The sequence below is a fragment of the Halomonas sp. M20 genome (assembly GCF_020622265.1).
Classification (GTDB): Bacteria; Pseudomonadota; Gammaproteobacteria; order Pseudomonadales; family Halomonadaceae; genus Modicisalibacter.
Genome location: NZ_JACNMQ010000001.1, coordinates 596,613 through 617,889 on the forward strand (window position 1 = coordinate 596,613; position 21,277 = coordinate 617,889).

13 protein-coding genes are annotated in these 21,277 nt (G+C 58.2%); all 13 read left to right on the top strand.

Annotation, left to right across the window (positions count from 1 at the left end; genetic code table 11):
- The first annotated feature begins 6 nt into the window (after nt 1-6).
- Nucleotides 7-1,545, top strand: coding sequence for a TolC family outer membrane protein (locus H7850_RS02830; protein WP_227367871.1), 1,539 nt, complete (start codon nt 7-9; stop codon nt 1,543-1,545).
- A gap of 219 nt (nt 1,546-1,764) precedes the next feature.
- Nucleotides 1,765-3,237, top strand: coding sequence for a mannose-1-phosphate guanylyltransferase/mannose-6-phosphate isomerase (locus H7850_RS02835; RefSeq protein WP_227367872.1), 1,473 nt, complete (start codon nt 1,765-1,767; stop codon nt 3,235-3,237).
- A gap of 16 nt (nt 3,238-3,253) precedes the next feature.
- The gene (locus tag H7850_RS18220) at nt 3,254-4,498 is read left to right on the top strand and encodes a glycosyltransferase family 4 protein (protein ID WP_319799258.1); all 1,245 of its coding nucleotides are present in this window, start codon (nt 3,254-3,256) and stop codon (nt 4,496-4,498) included.
- A complete protein-coding gene (locus tag H7850_RS02845) occupies nt 4,495-5,727 on the top strand; it encodes a glycosyltransferase family 4 protein (RefSeq protein ID WP_227367873.1) in 1,233 nt (410 codons plus the stop codon). Before H7850_RS18220 ends, H7850_RS02845 begins: the two co-directional genes overlap by 4 nt.
- 5 nt (nt 5,728-5,732) lie before the next feature.
- On the top strand, nt 5,733-6,536 hold the full coding sequence (locus tag H7850_RS02850; RefSeq protein ID WP_227367874.1) for an ABC transporter permease: 804 nt from the start codon (nt 5,733-5,735) through the stop codon (nt 6,534-6,536).
- A gap of 11 nt (nt 6,537-6,547) precedes the next feature.
- The gene (locus H7850_RS02855) at nt 6,548-7,774 is read left to right on the top strand and encodes an ABC transporter ATP-binding protein (RefSeq protein ID WP_227367875.1); all 1,227 of its coding nucleotides are present in this window, start codon (nt 6,548-6,550) and stop codon (nt 7,772-7,774) included.
- 12 nt (nt 7,775-7,786) lie between these two features.
- Nucleotides 7,787-9,397, top strand: a complete 1,611-nt coding sequence (locus H7850_RS02860) for a class I SAM-dependent methyltransferase (RefSeq protein ID WP_227367876.1) — start codon at nt 7,787-7,789, stop codon at nt 9,395-9,397.
- Entirely contained in the window at nt 9,394-10,425 is a 1,032-nt protein-coding gene (locus H7850_RS02865) for a glycosyltransferase family 4 protein (protein WP_227367877.1), read from the top strand. The genes H7850_RS02860 and H7850_RS02865 overlap by 4 nt, the downstream gene beginning before the upstream one ends.
- 51 nt (nt 10,426-10,476) lie before the next feature.
- Nucleotides 10,477-12,999, top strand: coding sequence for a glycosyltransferase family 4 protein (locus H7850_RS02870; RefSeq protein WP_227367878.1), 2,523 nt, complete (start codon nt 10,477-10,479; stop codon nt 12,997-12,999).
- Nucleotides 13,000-13,293: 294 nt separating this feature from the next.
- Complete coding sequence (locus H7850_RS02875; protein WP_227367879.1) at nt 13,294-15,471, top strand: DUF4214 domain-containing protein; 2,178 nt, start codon at nt 13,294-13,296, stop codon at nt 15,469-15,471.
- Nucleotides 15,472-16,124: 653 nt separating this feature from the next.
- Nucleotides 16,125-17,969, top strand: a complete 1,845-nt coding sequence (locus tag H7850_RS02880; protein WP_227367880.1) for a DUF4214 domain-containing protein — start codon at nt 16,125-16,127, stop codon at nt 17,967-17,969.
- A gap of 329 nt (nt 17,970-18,298) precedes the next feature.
- Nucleotides 18,299-19,417 (top strand): DUF4214 domain-containing protein, encoded by a 1,119-nt coding sequence (locus tag H7850_RS02885; RefSeq protein ID WP_227367881.1) that lies wholly within the window; start codon nt 18,299-18,301, stop codon nt 19,415-19,417.
- 135 nt (nt 19,418-19,552) lie between these two features.
- The gene (locus H7850_RS02890; RefSeq protein WP_227367882.1) at nt 19,553-21,274 is read left to right on the top strand and encodes a DUF6311 domain-containing protein; all 1,722 of its coding nucleotides are present in this window, start codon (nt 19,553-19,555) and stop codon (nt 21,272-21,274) included.
- The last annotated feature ends 3 nt before the right edge of the window (nt 21,275-21,277 follow it).

Here is a 21,277-nt window from a genome sequence, read left to right on the forward strand (position 1 = left end):
TTCGTCGTGTCCGCCCCGAAAAAGCCGTATCCGTTGCTACCCCTGGTTGGGGTGACCTTGGGCGCATTGCTGACTCCGTTGGCGAGCGCTCAAGACGCTTCTTTCTATGAGCAAGCCGAGGTTCGACAAGCTCAGGCTCAAGTGGCTCAAGCTCGAATGCCTCAAGCTCAAGTGCCCCAGGCTCAGGAGAACGTCGGTACCGGCGCCTTCCCCGTGGAAGGCGAAAATGTCGTTGCTGCCTTGCCTTCGCTTTCGGCGCTGTTCGGTCTCGCGCTGGGTCACGATGCACAGCTTGCCAGTCAGCGCTACGACATGCAGGCAACCGCCCAACAAGTGCCCCAGGCCAAGGCGGGATTGAGACCTCAAGTCGATGCCAGCGCCGCTTACATCTATCAGGACTCGGATAACTACTACACCGGCAATCCGGATTTCGACCCGGCCAATGAGTTCACCGATCCGGACAATGAAACCCGCTACCTAGGCAGAACCGACGACACCACCTGGCAGATACAGGTTACCCAGCCGCTGTTCAGCCTCGAACGCTGGCGTCAGGTCGACAAGGCTGAAGCGCAGGAGAGCGCCGCGGAGCTTCAAGTGGCGGTTGCCGAGCGGGATCTGGCTCTGGGCGTCGCCGAGGCCTATCTCGACGCCTATCTTGCCTCGCGCAAGCTGGGGCTGCTCGATTCCAAGCGGGAAGCACTCACCCTTCAGGTAAAGCAGGCCCAGCGCGCCTACGACCTGGGCGTGGGGGATCGCATCAATCTGTTCGAGTCCCAGTCCCGGCGCGATCAGGCCGTCGCCGATCAGATTCGTGCGGAGAACGAGCTGGACAACGCTTTGAGCGACCTGCAGCGTCTTACGGGGCAGTTGCCGGAATTTTCCGGGGTGAAGCTGGGAGATCTCGGAAGCTTGAAGGTGGCCAGCGACTGGGGCGAGGAAAAGGACTGGCTTTCCCGCACCGGTGGCAATGTCGAGGTGCAGCTGGCCAAACAGCAGCAGCAGGTAGCCCGGGAAGATACCGCAATACGCCGCGCCGGCCACTATCCGGAACTGAATCTCAACCTGGCTTACTCGGATCGCAGTTCCAACGACCCCTTTCGCGAGAGCGAAAATACCTCCGCAAACGTCGAGCTCAATGTGCCCATCTATCGGGGAGGGTATACCAGCGCGAGCGTTCGTCAGGGAGAACTGACGGCACTTGCAAGCGAAGCGACCTATACGAACACTCTCAACCTGGCGCGCCAGGAAGTGCGTAAACGGCTGCGTAGCCTAAATGGCGACGTGCGACAGATCGAGGCGCTCAAACGCTCTATCGAGTCCAGTCGTCTTTTCCTGGAAGCCGCCGAGAAGGGTGAGAAACTGGGTCTGCGCGATCTGGTGGATGTGCTCGATGCCCGCGCGGAGCTCTATGATCTGCGCATTCAGTTCGTTGAAGTCGTCCGCCAGTATCTGCTTGATAACTTGAATCTGGAAGCAGCCGTGGGGGGCTTGGATACCCAGGATCTAGTCGAGGTGACATCGCTGCTGTCGCGCATATCGGGATAGGGCTTGATGCTTCGCCACGCGAACAATGACATGCTATGAATGGTGATGCGCGGCTTCGATGCCGCCATCGTCGTTATTGTGGACATGTTTTTTGGTGTCTTTCGTCTCGAATACTCTACAATCCCGTCGAGTACCCTCTGTCGAGCATCGCCGACGGCCTGCTTCTGCCCGCAATCGGCGAAACCCTCGGCCCCTATAGGCCTTGACGCTGGAGCATTCATGATACTACCCGTCATATTGTCCGGCGGTTCCGGTTCCCGTTTGTGGCCGGTGTCCCGGGAGCACTACCCAAAGCAATTTCTCAAGCTCAACTCGGAAACGTTGACGCTGTTGCAGGAAACTATTCGCCGCACCGAAAACATCCCCGAGTGCTTGCCCCCGCTGCTGGTGTGCAACGAGCAGCATCGTTTTCTGGTAGCAGAACAGCTGCAGCAGCTTGGCATTACCGGCTCACGCATCCTGCTGGAGCCGGATGGGCGCAATACTGCCCCGGCGTTGACTTTGGCGGCCCTGGCGGCCCTCGAAATTGATGAAGAACTGCAACTGCTGGTCATGCCCGCGGATCATGTCATCGAGCAGCCCGAAGCCTTTGTCGCGGCGGTTGAGCAAGGCCGCTCCCTGGTAAAAGAGGGGTGTCTGGTGACCTTCGGCATCACGCCGCACTCTCCCAATACCGGCTACGGCTATATCAGCAAGGGCGAGGCGCTGGGGGTGGGCTATCGGGTCGATACCTTTGTCGAGAAACCCGACCGGGATCGGGCCCAGCAGTATCTGGATAGTGGCGATTACCTTTGGAACAGTGGCATCTTCCTATTCGGCGCCAGGCAGTATCTGACGGAAATCGCCGAGCACGCGCCGAAAATTCTTGAATGCTGCAACGCCGCCTTCGCCCAGCGCCAGGAAGATCTGGACTTTCTGCGTATCGGTGCCAAGGCTTTCGCGGAGTGCCCCAGCGATTCCATCGACTATGCGGTCATGGAACACACCCGACGTGCGGCGCTAGTGCCTATGGATCCGGGTTGGAACGACATCGGCGCCTGGGACGCCATTCATGCGCTCAGCAGCAACACCAAGGATGATAACGGCAACGCCATCCAAGGCGACGTGCTGCTGCACGATGTCAGCGGCAGCTTCGTGCGCAGCGATTCGCGCCTGGTCGCGGCGGTAGGGGTTCAGGATCTGATCATCGTCGAGACCGATGACGCGGTGCTGGTGGCGGGCCGCGACCATGTGCAGGACACCAAGCAGATCGTGAATATCCTGAAGACGCAGCATCGCAGTGAAGGCCAAGTGCATCAATGCGTGTATCGCCCCTGGGGCCATTACCGCACCATGGTCATCAGCGAGGGCTTTCAGGTGAAGGAGATTGTGGTCAATCCGGGCCAGGCCCTATCCCTACAGATGCATCACCACCGCGCCGAGCATTGGGTCGTTGTACAGGGCACCGCCAAGGTGACTCAGGGCCAAGGGCACGGCGACGCCGAGAGCATGAAAAGCTTTCTGCTCTCCGAGGATGAGTCCACCTATATCTCCCTGGGCACGGTGCATCGGCTCGAGAACCCCGGTGTCATTCCCCTGCGTTTGATCGAAGTGCAGACCGGCAGCTACCTGGGGGAGGACGATATCGTACGGTTCAACGATGTCTATGGGCGAGTGGCTACCCACGCGGCTTCCGAGGAACAGAATGCCTGAAGGAAGCGACATATCCATGGAAGGGTGCGCAGACACGCCTGAGAAAGCCGCGCTTCAGGTGGCAACCACCTCGCCCCTAGCGCAGGTGCGCCAGGCAACGTCACCCTGGCGGGTCGCAATCATCCACGATTGGCTGATCACCAATGGCGGTGCCGAAAAGGTACTCGAGGCGCTTTTGCGGGCATGGCCTCAGGCGGATATCTTTACCCTCGTCGATACTCTTCCGGGACCACAGCGCGGCTGGCTGGAAGGGCACAGGATCACCACCAGTTTCCTGCAGCGCCTTCCCTTGGCAAAAAAGCACTACCGACACTTTTTGCCTTTGATGCCCTTTGCCATCGAGCAGTTCGACGTGGCCGACTATGATTTGGTCATCTCATCGAGTCATGCGGTGGCAAAGGGCGTGGTCTCTCATCCGCAGCAGACCCATATCTGCTATTGCCACACCCCGATTCGCTACGCCTGGGACATGAAGGAGCGCTATTTGAAAGATGCGGGTCTGAAGTTCCCGCTCTCCTGGCTGGCCCGTCATGTGCTCCATCGGCTGCGCCAGTGGGATTACTTCTCGTCGACTCAGGTGGATCACTTCTGGGCCAACTCCGCCAATGTGGCCGGGCGCATCAAAAAGTATTATCGGCGCGACGCCCAAGTGCTTCATCCACCGGTAGCGGTCAACCGGCTCGAGTGCAATGCCGGCCTGCGAGAGGATTTTTATCTGGCAGCGTCCCGGCTGGTGCCCTACAAACGGCTGGACCTAATCCTCGAGACCTTTCTGGCGCTACCCGAGCGGCGCCTGGTGATCATTGGCGATGGGCCGGAGCGGAAACGCTTGACCAAGATGGCCCAGGGCGCGGCCAACATCGAGGTGCTGGGCTACTGCGAGGATGAAGTACTGCAGGATTATCTTTCCCGGGCCCGAGGGTTCATTTTCGCCGCCAACGAAGACTTCGGCATCCTGCCTCTAGAGGCTCAGGCCTGCGGCACTCCGGTGATCGCTTTTGGTCGGGGCGGTGCACGGGAGACGGTGCGCCCGGCGAGTCACCCGAGCGACGAGAATGCCACCGGCGTATTCTTCGAGCATCACACCCCCCAAAGCCTGCGCGAGGCGATTCTTGGATTTGAGGTGCGCCAGTTTTCGCCTCAGGCCTGTCGGCGCAACGCGGAGCGCTTTTCTGAAGAAAACTTCTGGGAGCGCCTGCATTCTTTATTGGAGACCGCAGGGCTACTGGAAACGGCAGTGTTGCCCCGCGAACCATCATGAATCTGATCATCAATCTGGAACCGCTACTTAAACCCCTCACTGGCATCGGCCACTACACGCGCGAGCTTGCAAGAGAGCTGACAAGAGTGCCAGTTGCCGGTTCTGGAATGAGCGAGGCTGGCGAAATAGCCGGGCTTCTCGGGCCGCGTATCGTTCACTTGAGCAGTGATCATCCGCTGCTGGGCGGCAATATTGATGCCAATAATCCTCCCGCCGCCGAGGCCGAAAGGCCATCGTCGGCACCGGAAGGGCGCCTGTCTCAATGGGCCCGGCGCTATCTGCGTAATGGCGCCACTCGCTATCTGTATCACAAGGCCACGGGGCTGCAATTGCGCCGCTATGCAACTCGGCAGGCAAGCCCTGAAGAAGCGCTCTACTGGGAGCCCAACTATGTGCGCCTGCCCTGGCCTGGCAGGAGCGTGGTCACGGTTCACGATCTTTCCCATCGCCGTTTTCCCGAGTATCACCCAAGCGATCGCATCGCCTTTCTCGAACGCCATTTACAGGCCAGCCTGGACGGCGCCACCCGCATCAATGTGGTTTCCCAGTTCACCTCAGATGAACTGACCGCACTCTATGACATTGACCCGGCCCGTATCGATATCGTCTCTCCCGGTGTCGGCGAGCGTTTTTTTGACGTGGATACCCACCAGCGTGAACGAGTGCGCAAGTGTCACGATCTGCCGGCGCATTACTGTCTGAGCGTTGGAACACTCGAGCCACGCAAGAATTTGCCGCGCCTGCTCGACGCCTTTCTTGATCAATCGCTAGAGCGCCAGCGGGAATGCCCACTACTCTTGGTAGGGCAGCGTGGCTGGGGCAATCAACAGCTGTCTCGAAAGGCGCTGGACGCGCTTGAGGATGGTCGCCTGCGCCAGCTGGGTTACATTCAGGATGCGGATCTACCGGCGCTGTATGCAAATGCCACATTGTTTGCATATATGTCGCGTTATGAAGGCTTCGGCATGCCGGTCATCGAGGCCATGGCCGCGGGTGTGCCGGTGGTCACTGCGGATCGTACCGCCACTCGCGAGGTCGCGGCGGAGGCCGCTCTCAAGGTCGATCCAGATGATGCCGGCGCCATTCGCCAGGCCCTGGAACGATTGCAGGATGACAGCGCCCTGGGGCGGTCATTGCGGGAAGCGGGACGAGTGCGTGCCGGGCATTTTACTTGGCAGCACAGCGCGGCTAACCTGCGTGCCTCCTTTCGTCATGCCATGAGTCATTGAACGCCATGCGACAGCACCTTCGCGCTCTGCGCGCCAGCATACCGGTGATACTGCATCTGGCTCGACAGGATCTCATTGACCGCCATTCCGGGTCGCTGCTGGGCGCCACCTGGACCTTCATCGGTCCGCTGGTCAATATTCTGGTCTTTGTGCTGGTGTTCTCCCGTATCATGGGAGCCAAGCTCGAAGGCTTCGGCGCCGAAATCGATCAGTACTCCTACAGCATCTATCTTATCTGTGGGGTGCTGGCCTGGGCTGCCTTCGCCAACAGCCTTGCGCGCATCACCAATCTTTTTCGCGACCAGAGCAATCTGGTTACCAAGGTGAACATCTCCCTGCTGGCGCTGCCGCTCGCTGTGCTGCTGGCGGAAACCATCGTCTATGCCATCAGCATGTGCTTCTTCATTGGCTTTCTAGTGCTGATCGATTTTCCCATCACACTCTACTGGCTGGGCGTGCCGCTAATTTTTGCCCTGCAGTGCGCAAGCGTCTATGCGGTGGGCCTTGGGCTTGCGATCATGGCGGTGTATTTGAAGGATATCAAGGAAGTGGTCGCCGTGGTGCTGCAGGTGTGGTTCTGGATCACCCCCATTGTCTATGTGCCTCAGATCATTCCGCCCTGGGCGCTGCCCTGGATGCAGCTCAATCCGTTTTATACCCTGGTCAATTCCTATCGCGACCTGATCATGTATCAGCGTCTGCCGGATCTGTCCCATATTGCGCTGTTTGCGCTGGTCACCGCCGGGGTGCTGTCGCTCTCCCTGTGGCTTTTGGGCAGAACCGAACGCGATCTGCGCGATTGTCTGTAAGTGAGCCTGACATGATCGAGATTCAAGGCCTCAACAAGTCCTTCAAGCTGTTTCATCGACCCATCGACCGCTTTCTCGAGGCCGTTACCGGGAAAAACCGCCATACCAGCTACCATGCCCTGAAGGACATCAGCTTCCAGGTTGCTCCTGGCGAAGTGCTGGGTGTGCTGGGCCGAAACGGCGCCGGCAAATCGACGCTGCTCAAGCTGCTCACCGGGGTACTCTTGCCGGACAGCGGCACCATCGACATCGACGGACGCATTACCGGCCTTTTGGAGCTGGGCACCGGCTTCAACGTGGAGCTCACCGGCCGTCAGAACATTAACGCCAACGCCCTGATGCTGGGCATGACCCATGATGAAATCGAGGCTAGACGCGATGCCATCATCGAGTTCTCGGAGCTTGGCAGCTACATCGATGAGCCGCTGCGCACCTACTCCTCCGGCATGACCATGCGCCTGGCGTTTTCCATTGCCATTCACGCGGATCCGCGCTGCTTTCTGGTAGATGAAGCCTTGTCGGTAGGAGATGGCTATTTCCAGCAGAAGTGCATGAAGCGCATTCGTGAGTTCAAGGACAGCGGCGGCTCGATCCTGTTTGTCTCCCATGACCTCAATGCGGTCAAGATGCTCTGCGATCGGGCCCTGGTGCTGGAAGACGGCCATGTTGTCTTTAACGGTGATGCGGACGATGCGGTCAATCGTTACAACCGCATCATGGCCCGTCAGGCGGAAGAGGAAGAAGGGCGTCATCAGGATCGCCATCACGGCGCCTATGGCAGCGGCGAGATTCGCGTCATCCACGGCGAAGTCATAGGGGACGACAGTCATAGCGCCACCATCGCCAGCGGCGAAATGCTGGACGTGTGCCTGACTTTGAAGGCCAGTACCGACGTTGAGGACGCTACCCTGGGCCTGCTGATACGGGATCGCTTCGGTCAGGACATCTTTGGCGTCAACACCTTCCAGCTTGACCAGTCCCTGTCGCTGAAACAGGCCCAGTCCCAGCAGGTGCATCTGCGCGTCAAGGCGGATATCGCCCCGGGCAAGTACACCGTCACCGTTGCCCTGCACAGCCGTGAACATCATCTGGAAGACTGCTATTGGTGGTGCGACAGCTATCTGCAGTTCGAAGTGGCCGGCTACAAGCAGCACCTGTTCTCCGGTGTCTGCCGCCTGCCCATGGAATTACAGCTGGCCCCGGCGCAAACCCCGGATACTGCCAGCCAGCAGCCTTAGGAACGAACGCTCATGTCCAAGACCTTCAACGACATCGACAGCCTGATCGATCGCCTCAAGAGCGTGGCGCGTCAGCTCGATATCGACGACCCTTCTGCGGAGCCGCCCCCCAGCGTCGATCGTAAGCAGTTGCTGGAGCGCCTGAACGCGGAACCCGAGATTCCCATCAAGAACCCCTGGCATCCGCGTCTTGAAGAACTCGTCACACCGCTGTCCAACGATCCCGCCTTCCTGCAGCGCAGTTACCGCCTGCTGATGGGCCGGGATGTCGATCCGGTGGGGCTGCAGAACTATTTGAGCGAGTTGCCCCGCAGCGGTCGACTCTATGTGCTAGCAGACCTTCTGTGCGCCAGCGAGTGTCGCCAGCATCTGGCCACCAAGGGCATCGTCATTCCCAGGCAGCGGGTGCTCAGACTGCCTTTGAGAGTCGCCGGCCGGCTGGGGCCGCTGGGCAAACTTGCGCGCCCACCGCTGCGCCTGGGCTATCGGCTGGTAAACATCATCATGCGGCCGCAATGGCGCGCCCGGGAACGTCTGGCCCGACTCGAAGCGGAACAGGCACGGCGTAATACTATCTTGCAGGACATTCTGATCGAGCTTGAAAACGACGTGCGGCGACAGGATGCCGAACTCGAACAAGGGCGTGAGGAGATCAAGGAGCAGATGCAGGATGCGTTTGCCAAAGAAGCGGAACGCATCGACGAGCTGGAGCGCCATCAGCCCGGTCTATGGAGCGCCCTGCAACATCAGCGCCGTGCCGTGGAGCGTCTGGTGGCAGATCCGGCTCAGCTGCCTGCCAGCCCAAAGCAGGCCGAGGCGCTGTCCCAGGATCTGATCGATGCCTACTATCTGGCCTTCGAGGACGCCTGTCGCGGCAGCGAAGCCCAGATCGCCGCCCATCTACGCCAGTATCAACCCCAGATCGATACTGCCCGCCAAGCCGGTAAAAAAGCCCTGGACGTGGGTTGTGGCCGCGGCGAATGGCTCAAGCTGCTGGCCAGCGAGGGCTTTGCGGCCCGGGGCGTTGATCTCAACGTTGCCATGGTGGATCACTGCCATACCCTCGGCTTCGATGTGGTTCACGACGACGCCATCGCCGAGCTGCGCCGCCAGCCGGAGGGTAGCCACGCCTTGATCAGCGCCTTCCACATCGCCGAGCATCTACCCTTTGACGTGCTCTATGCCTTGGTGGATGAAGCCCAGCGGGTGCTGGCGCCAGGGGGCGTACTGATCCTCGAGACCCCGAATCCCGAGAACATTCTGGTGGGTAGCCACACCTTCTATCATGATCCCACCCATCTCAATCCGCTCACCCCGACCGCCATGTCGTTCCTGCTGACCTATCACGGTTTCGCAGAAGTGGAAGTGCGCCGCTTCAACCCTTACCCGGAAAAGGCCAAGGTGCCCGGCAACGACCCGCTTACGGAGCGCGTCAACGGCCATCTGTGCGGCCCCCAGGATTTCGCCGTGGTTGGACTCAAGACGGCCCCTGCGGAGCTGCCGGGACAAAAGGATACAAGTGAAACGTACAGCGACCGTCGGGATGACGAAATCGGGGCGTCCAACGACGAGGTGGCGGGTAACGAGGTAGCCCGGAACACGGGTCAGGAGACGCGCGCATGAGAGTGCTGGTCACCGCCAATCTGGTGCCTTTCTTGCACGGTGGCGCGGATTATCACATCGAGGGCGTGACTCGCGCCCTGAAAGAGCACGGCCATGAGGCGGAGCTGCTGCGCTTTCCGTTTCGTTTTCAGCCGGAAAGCGATATTCATAGACTGATGGAGTATGTCGAGACCCTGGACTTCACCGCCCCCAACGGCCAGGCCATCGACAGAACCATCAGCCTGCAGTTTCCCGGCTACGGCGTGAACCACCCGGAACACGTGGTGTGGGTGATGCATCAGCATCGGGCCATGTACGAACTGTGGGAAGACGACAACGCGACCAAAGAGCAGCGGGAACTGCGCAAGGCTATTCACGCCTTCGACAAACGCCACCTCGGTCGGGCCAAGGCGCTGTTCGCCAACTCCCGGCGAGTCGCGGAGCGCATGGCCACCTACAACGACCTGACCGCCAGGCCGCTGTATCATCCGCCCTTCGATGCAGAGCGCTTCTACTGCGACGAGGACTGGGGCTATGTGTTCTGCCCCAGCCGCCTGGAAAGCCTGAAGCGTCAGGACTTGTTGATCGAGGCAGCACGGCACCTGAAAAGCCCGGTGCGCATCCTGATCGCCGGCAGCGGCGGGCAGGCAGAGCGCTATCAGCGGCTCATCGAGAAGTACAAGCTTTCTGATCGGGTACGGCTCACCGGGCGCTTCAGCGAGGCGGAAAAACGCGCCTGGTATGCCCACTCCCTGGCGGTGTTCTTCGGCCCCAAGGACGAGGACTACGGCTACATTACCCTGGAAGCCATGCTCTCCAGCAAGCCGGTGATCACCTGCGAGGACAGCGGCGGCCCAAAGGAGTTTGTCGAACACGACGAAACCGGCTGGGTGCTGCCCCCGGAGCCTGCCGCCATCGCCGCCACCATCGATGAGGCCTATGCCAACCGGGAGCGCAGCGCGGAAATGGGCCGGGCCGGGCTTAGTGCCTATCATCGCGCCGGCATCGGCTGGCCCCAGGTAGTGGAGCACCTGCTGGACAGAACCTGACAAGGAAGGGTTGGGAATGAACAAGATGCAAGGAATGAAAAGGATCAGGGAATGAAGATCGCACTTGTTGCCCCAAGCGCCGTACCCTTTACCGTGGGCGGCGCGGAAAAGCTCTGGTGGGGGCTCTTGCACCACGCCAACCAGCTCAGCGATCACCAGATGGAGCTGATCAAGCTGCCGAGCCCGGAGCGCAACTTTCCGGAGCTGATGACAAGCTATCAGCGCTTTGCCGAGCTGGACCTTTCGCACTTCGATCGGGTGATCTCCACCAAGTACCCGGCCTGGATGATCGAACACCCCGAGCATCATGTGTACCTGCAGCACACCCTCCGCGGGCTTTACGACACCTACCCCTGGCCGGAGCGGGCGAACTTCGATGCCTTCGAACCCGACGCCTGGCCGGTAGAGAAGGGTCGGCGCGGCATCCGCCTTCTGCGTCATCATCCGCGTTTGAAAGGGCTTCAGCGCTTACTCGAGTCCACCCCGGAGCGTGCCCAGCTGCCGGAACTGTTCGCCCGGGTGCAGGGCTTGATGCACGATCGCACTCTGCCCAAGAGCGTGCGGGACGGCCTTCTGCATTTCCCCGGTCCGTTGACTCGGGCCATCGTGCATCATCTGGATGCCATCGCGCTTACCCCCAAGGCGATTTCCCGCTACGCCGCCATTTCCCGCAATGTCACTCGCCGCGCCGACTACTTCCCGGAAGGCGTGCCGATCCAGATCATTCATCACCCCTCGGATCTACCGGTGTTCGAAGGGCGCCACTACGACTACCTTTTCACAGTCAGCCGTCTGGACGGCCCCAAGCGCATCGAACTGCTGCTGCGGGCTTTTCTGCAGACCGACGTGGACTGCGAGCTGCGCATCGCCGGCACCGGCCCCATGGAAGCCGAGCTTAAAGAGATGGCGAAGGACGACCCGCGAGTGCGCTTTCTCGGCTTCGTGCGGGACAGCGACGTGGTGGAGCAGTACCAGGACGCCCTGGCAGTACCGTTCTTGCCTTATGACGAAGACTACGGCTTGATCACCGTGGAGGCCATGGGGGCGGCCAAGGCGGTGATTACCTGCACGGATACCGGCGGCGTCAATGAGTTCGTCGAACACGGCGTGACCGGCTGGAGCGTGGCCCCAGAGCCGGGCGCCCTGGCGGATGCCATCACCCAGGCGGTCGAAAATCCCCAGCGCACTGAAAAGATGGGCAAGGCCGCCAAGGCCCGGGTGGCCCACGTCAACTGGGCGGATACGGTACGCGAATTGCTAAGCGATACCCCGAATGCGGATCAGGCGCCGCCGGCCTTTCCCGTGGTGCCAGGGCTAGGCGCCGCCAGTGCGTCGAACATGACAGCCCCGGGCATCCCCGGTACCGTCAAGGGCCATTGGCTGGTGCTCAATACTTATTCCGTCTATCCGCCCATGGGGGGCGGGCAGAGCCGCATGTACCATCTCTATCGGCATATCGCCAAGGAGCTGGGGGTTCGGGTTACCCTGCTGGTGCTCCTCCCCCAGGATTTCCCGGAAAAATGCACTGAAATCGCGCCAGGGCTTTTCGAGCATGGCATTCCTTTGAGCCCCACTCAGGCGCGGCAGCAGAAGTCGCTGAGCAAGGCCCTGCGGGCTTCCGTTGATGATATCGCCGCCATTCACGGCTGGGAACACAACCCCGCCTTCATTCGTGCCCTGAAAGCCCACGCGGCGACCGCCACTCTTGGGGTTTGCGCCCATCCCTATCTGGTGCATGCCCTTAAAGCCCATTTCGAGGGCCCCTGGCTGTACGAATCCCATAACGTCGAAACGGATTTGAAGCGCGGCATCATTCATGACGCTCTGGAAAAAGACGTGGCCGAAGCGGAAGAGGCCATAACCCAAGTGGAAGCCGCGGAGCGGCTAGCCTGTCAGGAGAGCGACAACATCCTGGCCTGCGCGGAAGGCGACCTGATGCGCTTTCGCGAGCGTTACGATCTGCCTGCAGACAAGGGGCTGGTGGTCAACAACTGCGCGGATCTCGAACGGTTACCCTTCGTCGATACCGCCGCTCGCCGGCGCTGGCAGAAGCGATTGCGTCAGACCCGGCCGGTAGCGCTGTTTCTGGGCAGCTTTCACGGTCCCAACCTGGAAGCCGCGGCGTTCATCTGCCGTCGCCTGGCCCCGGCCTGCCCCAAGGTCGCCTTCTATCTCGCGGGCAGCCTGTGCCAGCACCCGGACTTTCGCTATCTGCCCCCCAACGTGCGCGCACTCGGCAGGGTAGACGACGCCCAGCTACGGATACTGCTGGCAAGTGTGGACGTGGCGCTCAACCCCATGTTCAGCGGATCCGGCAGCAACCTGAAGATGCTGGATTACACCGCCTGTGGCGTACCGGTGTTGACCACACCGTTTGGCAATCGCGGCCTTGAGTTCTCTGAAGAGGCGGTATGGATTGCCGAAGCAGAACACTTTGCCAAGGCGTTGCAGGAGCTGATCGCAAGCGGCGATGAAGACCGGGAGACCCGGGTGGAGCATGCCCGGCAGCTCACAGAGCGGCACTTCTCCTGGCCTCAGGCGGTGAAGCATTTGGCTACTGAATTACACACGTGATGCGAGATTTATCTTCGCCTGAATAGCCCTGAAAGCCGATGCTCTTGCATCGGCTTTTTTAATCTCGACTGATTATAGAAGTCATTAATCTGATTAGCCTGATTTCCTACCGCTTCGAAGCGCTGGATTAACAATACCCATAAATAGAACCATTTTAAGTTACAATGTTTAACAATCGGTAACGTAAGTGGTATCACCTCTGAAAACGCCAAGAGTCGTTCGTAAAACGGCCTGGAGTAAGAGTTTTCATTAGAGGATCTAGTCAAGGGTCCGCGCACAGGGGTGAAGAATATTATGGCAACTCAAGCGAATCTGAATTTCGTACAACAACTCTACGTCGCCTACTATGGCCGCCCGGCGGAAAGCGACGGTCAGCGCTACTGGGCCGAGCGTGCCGATGCCGCGGGCCAGGGAAGCATCGTTGAAGCCTTCGGCAATTCCAAAGAGTATCAAAACGAGTTCGGCAATCTCGAAAGCGCGGAACTGGTCAATAACCTTTATCAGCAGCTGTTCGGTCGTGACGGCGATGCAGAAGGTGTCGAATATTACGCCGGTCTGCTGGATAGCGGTGAAAAGAGTCTGGCGCACATCGCCCTGACCATCAAGAACGCGGCCCAAGGCAGTGATGCCAAGTTCTTCGATGCCCGAGTCGCGGAAGCCCAGCGCTACACCAATGAAAACAGCGATAGCTACAGTACGGAAGCGGGTCGCGACGCCATTGCGAATGTCAGCATTCCCAGCGATGCCAGCCTCGATTTCGTTCAGGAAATGTACGTGGCCTACTATGGTCGCCCTGCGGATGCCGCCGGTCAGCGCTTCTGGGCCGAGATGGCAGATGCTCAGGGGCAGGGTGCCATCGTCAACGCCTTCGGCGACTCCCAGGAGTACCAGGACAAATTCAGCGGCATGGACAACCGCGAGCTGGTCAACACCCTGTACCAGCAGCTATTCGATCGAGATGGCGACAAAGGCGGCCTTGACTACTACGCCGGCGTGCTGGATCGCGGTGAAAAGAGCTTGGCGGAAATCGCCTTGACCATCAAGAATGCAGCCTCGGGCAGCGATGCGGAGTTCTTTGACCGCCGTGTTGAGGCAGCTCAGAAGTATACCGATGGAAACACAGACAATGCCGGTGGTGGTGATACTGATGGCGGTGACACAGGCGGCGGTGATACTGGTGGTGGCGATAATAGCGACGATATTGCCGCGCTGGAGCAGCGTATCGAAGAACTTGATGCGACCCTGAACAATCGCGCTGGACTCGAGGAAAGTCTGGAGCAGGCTCGAAATGCACTGCAGAGCGATGAGGAAGCGACAGGTGATGCCAATTCATTGCAGCAGGCTCTAAATAACGCGCAACAAGCGATTGAACAGCGCAAGATTCTCGAACAGAACATCACTGCCGAGCAGGCAGATGTAAACGCAGCTCAGGATGCTGTCGATAGTGCCTTCAGCGAGACCAGCATTACCGGTGAGAATGCTACTCCCGAGGAAATTACGGCGGAACGCGAAGCGCTGAAACAAGCTGTTATCGACTCGGGCGGCACGATCATCGACGGCGTTGCTCAGAAACAGGAGAGCGATCAATCATCTTCGGAAGCGGCAGCCCAGGCCTATAACGACTTCAAGCTACTGGAACGCGAGTTTCAAGATGCCAACAATGCACTGACCAAAGCCTTCAACGAAGGCGCCTCTCAGGACGTTTTAGATAGTCTGAAAGCAGACTATGACGTTGCCAAGGCGGACGCCATCGACGCTTTTACCCTGACTGAATACAACCCGAATAATTCTAGCGGTTTCTATGCCGAACTGACCGGTGAGCTTGAAGCACTAGAAAACCAGGTGGAAGCCACCGGCGGCGACTTTGATAGTGTCAACGGCAACCAAACTGCGGTACCGGCTGAAGGTGGCGGCGGCACCAGCTCAGGAGATGTACAGACAATTGATGCCTATAATGAGTTTGCCGGTCTGGTCGGAATGCTCGAAAAGCAACAGGCCGAACTCAGTGCTGCTCAGGCGGAGTTGCAAACCGATGTAGACGCAGACGGAAGTCTGGAAGCGCTTGACCAAGCGTTGAGTATTGCTCAGCAGAACTTGAAAGACCGCGCTGATCTCAAAGACGCCGTTACTCAGGCTGAGGCGAAGCTCAATGAGGATATTGAGGCCAACGGTACTACCGACAAGCTCGAGGCTGATTTGGCCGACGCCAAGCAAACTCTTGCGGAGCTCACTGACGGCGAAGAGGGCGGTCAGCCGTTTTCACTGCAGGGTGACAATGACAGCCTCACCTATGACGCTTTTGAAACCGCTCCGGCCAGCGATGATCAATCCTTCGAGCTCGACTCGATAGAAAACCTCGCCGATTCAGTTCAAGCTAACGAGCCCGATACAGCGGCCCTTACGACAAGCGATGTAGGCGCGGACATCGATGTGACTGGCGTTGCTCACGGCTCGTTCGAGACGATTGCCTGATAGCGATAGCTGAACCATTACAGGAAAACGAGTGTAGAGCCCTTCACACCGGCGCCATCAGGCGCCGGTTTTTTATGTGTATAGTTGTAGGATCCAGAATGATCAAATCGCCTATAGAAGTTATCCTCTGCTAGCAGCTAGGGAGTTTCTTCCGTCAAAGCGATAACGGCGAAGGTGCACTGATGCTGATGGAAAATGTCTTCAGTCCTGACGGTGGCGGGGTCGGCGACATATTAACTGTTGCTTTGGTGTGAATGCCGATGAGCCGGTCTACGGCGTCGAGGCGATTTCTCGAGGAGAGATAGCCTGAACTAACGCCGCTTTCTTGCCTTTCTTTGGCCCCTGGCTGTTCTGGTCGGGAGTAGTCAAATTGCAGTCTTTGAGGGAGTCCGGTTCGAAAACGAATGCCGGCGAGCTCTGGAATGCTGAGGATTACCGGCGGTTCTCGTATGGGTGTTTCTTATCGAAATATTGGAAACAGGAGTGAGGTATCTTCGATCCTGAGTCCTGTCACCGATGAACTATTATTTTTTATATTCAAACGCTATGCTGGCACCTGGAGTTTAGCCGAAGGCTCGACTATTACTCATGGCATCCATTGTGTCATGCATGTCGAGTCTGAACCAAAACATGGAACTAGTTGAGGAAGATTAATGGCTACCAAAGCGTCGTTAGATTTCGTACAACGCTCGTATGTCTCTTACTATGGTCGCCCAGCGGATGCTGCCGGTCTGCAATACTGGGCCAATCGCGCCGATGAGCAAGGCCAAGGCGCAATCATCAACGCGTTCGGGACGTCCAAGGAGTTTACCGGTCAATACGGTAATATGGGCAATCCCGCGTTGGTAAATTCACTTTATCAACAGTTGTTCAGCCGTAACGCCGACCCGGAAGGGCAGGCTTATTATGCCGATCAACTCGCCCGTGGTGAGAAGACCCTGGCTGAGATTGCCGTCACCATCGCCAATGCCGCACAAGGTAGCGACAGGACGGTCATCGATAACAAGGTGGCGGTAGCGCAGTCCTATACCGCCAACCGGGCCGGTGACGCCTACAACCGTCAGGAAGCCGAGAATCTGGTGGATGGCATCAATGCCGGCACTACCCCGGCGCAGGTCAATGGTCTGAAAGGCCAGTACGGCAGTGGCCCGGCATTTACCGTCGAGGGTGCGCCGATCGAGAGCAGTTATTCCGTGGCGGATAGCAAGGGTATCCGCTTCGAGGGCGTCAACTCCGATCAAACCATCAATCTCAATGGGCTCGATCCAAGCAAGCGCGTCGATGTCGTCAACAGTAACGTGCAGCTCAACCTCGATAGAGTAGCGCTGGACAAGCTGAACCTCGTTAACTCCAGCGCAACAGTCTTTACCAACGATCAAACCCTGGCCACGGTACTCAAGGCCAGTGCGAATGGTAACTCGACGCTGGATATCGGTTCTTCGGCTGCCAACGGGCTGCAGACCTTGATTCTCGATGGCCCAGGCAACCTGAACTTGAAAGGCGCCACCCAAGGGCTCAACGTCCAAGGCGACGTCAATGTGGATGCTTCGCGCATGAGCGGCAGCATCGACATCGCCGAGCGCTATCTCAATCGCGCTACGGATATCAAGACCGGCAGCGCGGACGATCGTATCAACATCAATGCCGTGGATGGCAGTTTCATCCTCGACGGCGGCGGTGGTAACGATACCCTGGTCGTTACCGGTAGCAGCAGCAATACACCCCTTACCGCGTTCGGCCAGAAGGTCAAAGGCATCGAGACGGTAGAATTCGACAATTACGTCAAGATCAATGCCGCCGAGCTACCCGGGGTAGGTACCATCACCCTGGATGGACTGGGCACCGTCAATAATCTGGCAGCGAATCAGCAGGTCGTTGCCAACGCCCAGGTCGATGCCCCCAATGATTCCAGCCTGCTTCTTAACAATGCAGGCGAGACGGTCAGCGTTTCTTCGCGCTTTTCACCGGATCAGCCGAGAGTTAATCAGGAACTCGAACTCAAGGTGAATGCCTCGGCTCTAGATGCATTGCAGGGCGGTACCTTGAAGCTGTCAGGCAACGCGCCTGTCGATTATGACGATAGCGGTCGTGGCTTCGATGTCATCGATGCGTCGGCAATGAAAGGCACTCTTGAACTCAAAGGCGCCAGCTACCGTGCGGAGACTGTCAAGCTGGGAAGCGGAGCGGATCGTCTGGAGATTCGCGATGCTTCGACCCGGCGTGACATGGATCGACTGGAGAACTTCGACGTCAACGCCGATGAACTGGTCAATGTCGATGCGATTCCTGCCAATGTAGCCGGTGCTCAGAACCTTGACGCAGCGTTTCAAGCGGCCGCCGGTTCTGCAGGCGGTAATACCGTGTACTTCGGTTTTGGAGGCAGCACCTATCTGTATGCCGAAAATGACGCTCAACCGGGACTCAGCGGTACCGATTTTGCAGTGGAGCTGGTGGGTACGCCTTCGAATTCCGTCGATGGCACCATGCTGACCGGCTGATACTATTCGGCAAGCAACGGCAGGAACTACCGACGCCCCTTACGAGGGGCGTTTTTTTAGCTGGGTATTGACTGCAAGCTATTTGAAGGATTCGGCGCGCGATACATGCAGAGTACTAAGTGCCTAAAACTGGAAGTTGTCGACATCTGTAGATATGTAGTGAGTTTTCACCAGGAAAAACATGCTTTTTTGTGGATTTAACAACGCTTGTTGTAGGTAAAAACATCTTTGCCCATGCTCTCTGTGGAGCCACTTAAAAAGCAAACAAACGCTTTGCACGATACAAAAACAGACGAGGCTCCCAAATCCCCTAATAAAGAGAAACAGCAATGAACAATGCACAAAAAACTATATCACAGGAACAGCTGGGGTCGCTGAGCGGGGTCTACCAGGACCTAGTTGAGTCGGATACGTTCTTCAAGGTCGACTATACGGCGTTGAATAGCAGCGGCGTAGCAGGCGGTGCCTTTCTGGCATTAAATTCGGATACCAACGTACTGACGGTAGTGACGACGGGAAAGGGGGTAGAGTCCGGCGTGCCCCACCCCCAGCATATCCACGGGTTCGCAACGAAAGCGGACGGTAGCGCTCAGAACTCCGTCGCTCCGACGCTGGCTCAGGATGCCGATGGCGATGGCGTCGTCGAATTGGCAGAAGGGGGCGAAGTATATGGCCCTATTCAGCTTGCCTTGACCGATCCTGCAGGGGGCGCCATTCCCGACTTCCCCAACGCCTCCGGTAATAGCTTTGTACAAACGGCTTCCTACAATCTGAATGAGTTGGATGCTGGAGCCATGAACAAGGATGGTGAGGGCGCGTCACTGGATGAGGTGTTGACGGCACAGAACCTGGACCAGCGAGAAATTGTGTTGCACGGCCTGACGCTGAACGGCGGCCAGGGCGAAGGCACCGAAGGAGAAGCCGATGGGACCGCCGGCTACAAGGCGGTACTGCCCATTGCGGCCGGAGAAATAGAGCGGATCGATGCGCAGCAGGCAATGGCGGATTTAAGCGATGGACGCCTTGGTATATCCAATGATGTAGTTGCTTTCGACGCTCAGGGCAGCACCGGTAAGACGTATCGCATCTACGACTCAGTGCTGAATAGAGCCGCAGATCAGGAAGGATTGAGCTTCTACACCAATCAAATGGACGAAGGGGTAAGCCATACGGATATTGCTAATTCTTTGCTGAATTCCGAGGAGTTTACGGCCAATTTCGGTGATGTCGACGATCTCGGCAATGACGAATACGTCGATTTACTCTACCAGAACGTTCTTGATCGTGAGGCCGATGGAGGCGGTCGAGAGTATTACGTCAACCAGCTGGAGCAAGGCGTAAGCCGTGCTGACATCGTGGGTAGTTTCTCCGAAAGCGAGGAACATCAGGCCCTTTTGGTAGGACAATATGACGGAGGCTTCTTGCTCAACGAAGGCGTTATTGCTTAAGAAGCTATTCTGCCACCCGCCCGATCCCTGGGCGGGTTTTGATTCGCGTAAGTTGTTCCTCAAATACTCTTGATTTCCAGTAGTATGGGCGCCTTGATTTTCTCCAGTAACAGGTGATGCAAGGACGCCACGATCATGCCGGCTTCTTCTCTGTTTTTCTCGACTTCCCGCACTGCATCAATAGTGGCTGTTCTTCTTGCCGCTTTATTTGGCGCAAGTCTGGCGTTCTATCTGTATGGCTGGGGGGTCATCGATCCGACCAACGTGCATTGGCTGTTGACCGAAGGTGATCCGTTTCAGCATTTCATCGGCTGGGACGCTTTTCGGCGGGACGAGTGGCGCTGGCCCTTAGGGGCCATTCCCCAGCTGGGTACGCTGATCGATTCCAGCATCGTGTTCACCGACTCCATTCCCTTGATTGCACTTCCTTTGAAGTTGTTTCATTCCTGGCTGCCGGACCCGTTCCAGTATCAGGGGCTGGTCATGCTGGCCAATCTAACCTTGAATGCAGCCTTGGCCTGTGTGCTAGCCCAACGTCTCGGGGCGCGTCCGCTGAATGCGGTGCTGCTTGCGGCTCTTGTGGCGATGCTACCCATAGTGACCCTACGTGGCCTGGGCGCCCATGGGCATGAGGCGTTGACTGCGCACTGGTTGATTCTGCTGGTCGTGCTTTGGTCGCTATCCCTGCGACCAGCGGGAGGGTGGGTGCTGCTACGTTGGCTGTTGCTGCTGGCGGCGGCGGTACTGGTGCATTTCTATCTCTTTTTCATGGTGGGCACGCTGTGGTTCGCCTGGTGGGCGTGCCAGCTGTGGCGTAAGGGCCGAGCGAGGCAGTGGACGGGGCTATTTTTCCTGTTGGCGGCGGGCTGGATTAGCGCCGTCTCGGTGCTTGCGATCATGTGGGGCGCGGGGTATCTGCAGTATGGCCTGGAGGTGGGGCGAAATACCGGTTTCGGCTACTATTCCGCGGAGTTTTTGACCTATCTGAATCCGCTCTCCGCAGCCTGGTTCTTCGATGGCGATCTGGATGGTGCTTCCCGGCTTATTCCCGGCTGGATTACCCGTATTCAGGGACAGTACGAAGGGCAGGCCTATGCGGGTGTTGGCGTCCTGGTATTGCTTACTGCAGGGCTGCTGGTAGCAGTGCGCCGGGGCGAGTGGAACGAGCTTAAAGAGCTACGTCTTGAAACCCGGGTGCTAGGGGTGGCGATGGTGGGGTTGTTCCTGTTTGCCTTGGGGGATCGCCTGGTCATTGGCAAGATGGTAACGGACATACCGTACCCTGAATGGACCCGGATATTGACTCAGTACCTGCGCTCCAGCGGTCGACTGGTGTGGCCGCTATTGTATGGCTTGGTGTTGCTGGCGTTGGTGATTCTTTTGCACAAGACGCGCCGGCGTACAGTGTCAGCGATACTAGGGGTCGCGGTATTGTTGCAGTGGCTGGATCTTGCGGATACCCACGATTTCATTCGCGACAATCTGAATCAGCGAGTCGCTGCTGCCGCTTCCGGGCCACCGTTTGCCGTCATTAACGATCCTCAGGTGAAGGCTTGGCTCAAGGATAGTGAGCGTATTGCTTATCTTCCCGGCGATGATTTGGGTGCTCTCAAACCCTATATGTGGTTGGCTGTGCGCCATGATTTGCCGTTGAATGTCGCCTATTTGGCTAGGGTGAATACCAAGGCACTGGTAAATGCCACCAGACCCGAGGTAATGACGCTTGAGCAGGGTCGGCTGGAACTCGGCACTCTCTATGCCATTACTGACGATGCGTTGGCGCAGCATGCCTGTGAAATAGACAAGGCGAAGTGCTTCGAGATAGATGGCGTCACCCTCGTCGTTCGTGTCAAATAAGCC

Excerpts from the sequence above, each read along its gene's own strand:
- H7850_RS02835 (WP_227367872.1), top strand. The coding sequence starts at position 1,765 with ATGATACTACCCGTCATATTGTCCGGCGGTTCCGGTTCCCGTTTGTGG.
- H7850_RS18220 (WP_319799258.1), top strand. The coding sequence starts at position 3,254 with ATGGAAGGGTGCGCAGACACGCCTGAGAAAGCCGCGCTTCAGGTGGCA.
- H7850_RS02845 (WP_227367873.1), top strand. The coding sequence starts at position 4,495 with ATGAATCTGATCATCAATCTGGAACCGCTACTTAAACCCCTCACTGGC.
- H7850_RS02850 (WP_227367874.1), top strand. The coding sequence starts at position 5,733 with ATGCGACAGCACCTTCGCGCTCTGCGCGCCAGCATACCGGTGATACTG.
- H7850_RS02855 (WP_227367875.1), top strand. The coding sequence starts at position 6,548 with ATGATCGAGATTCAAGGCCTCAACAAGTCCTTCAAGCTGTTTCATCGA.
- H7850_RS02860 (WP_227367876.1), top strand. The coding sequence starts at position 7,787 with ATGTCCAAGACCTTCAACGACATCGACAGCCTGATCGATCGCCTCAAG.
- H7850_RS02865 (WP_227367877.1), top strand. The coding sequence starts at position 9,394 with ATGAGAGTGCTGGTCACCGCCAATCTGGTGCCTTTCTTGCACGGTGGC.
- H7850_RS02870 (WP_227367878.1), top strand. The coding sequence starts at position 10,477 with ATGAAGATCGCACTTGTTGCCCCAAGCGCCGTACCCTTTACCGTGGGC.
- H7850_RS02875 (WP_227367879.1), top strand. The coding sequence starts at position 13,294 with ATGGCAACTCAAGCGAATCTGAATTTCGTACAACAACTCTACGTCGCC.
- H7850_RS02880 (WP_227367880.1), top strand. The coding sequence starts at position 16,125 with ATGGCTACCAAAGCGTCGTTAGATTTCGTACAACGCTCGTATGTCTCT.
- H7850_RS02885 (WP_227367881.1), top strand. The coding sequence starts at position 18,299 with ATGAACAATGCACAAAAAACTATATCACAGGAACAGCTGGGGTCGCTG.
- H7850_RS02890 (WP_227367882.1), top strand. The coding sequence starts at position 19,553 with ATGCCGGCTTCTTCTCTGTTTTTCTCGACTTCCCGCACTGCATCAATA.